We start from the raw sequence: 413 nt of genomic DNA, 5'->3' as shown, positions 1-413 counted from the left end.
CCATTTACATGTTTATATCAACAAATTAAATAAATTACCTCTTTAATAACTATCTAGCTATTCAGGAATAAGATAGGTACAAGGGATAATAACACCGCGTGAAGTAGGTTGGGCGAAGTGGGTTTTGAACGAAAAATCACGATAATTCAGAACATCATATGGGATGTCCATTTTACTCATTATCTGGTTAAATTTCGTATCAATATACGTTAATCTGACATCTTCACGCGTTTCATTCAGTTTGTTTTCTAAAAAATCGTCATTGACCAATTGAATTTTGTGCAATAAATCCTGATCGCAAGCGATCACAACCCACTCAGACAAGGCTGATACATACTCAAATGAAAGCCCAGGAGAATACCCCCACTCTTGAGATCGGTGATATAGCTGCAACAATTGACGAATGAATACCG

Annotated in this window: 1 protein-coding gene; it reads right to left on the bottom strand. The window is 36.3% G+C overall.

Translation table 11 applies throughout. The features are described from left to right. Nucleotides 1-57 precede the first annotated feature (57 nt). A partial coding sequence (locus RM844_RS33140; RefSeq protein ID WP_311671126.1) for a hypothetical protein occupies nt 58-413 on the bottom strand: 356 nt, incomplete at its 5' end.

This window comes from Streptomyces chisholmiae (assembly GCF_031845445.1).
Classification (GTDB): domain Bacteria; phylum Actinomycetota; class Actinomycetes; order Streptomycetales; family Streptomycetaceae; genus Streptomyces; species Streptomyces chisholmiae.
This window is presented reverse-complemented; position numbering and strand designations above follow the sequence as displayed.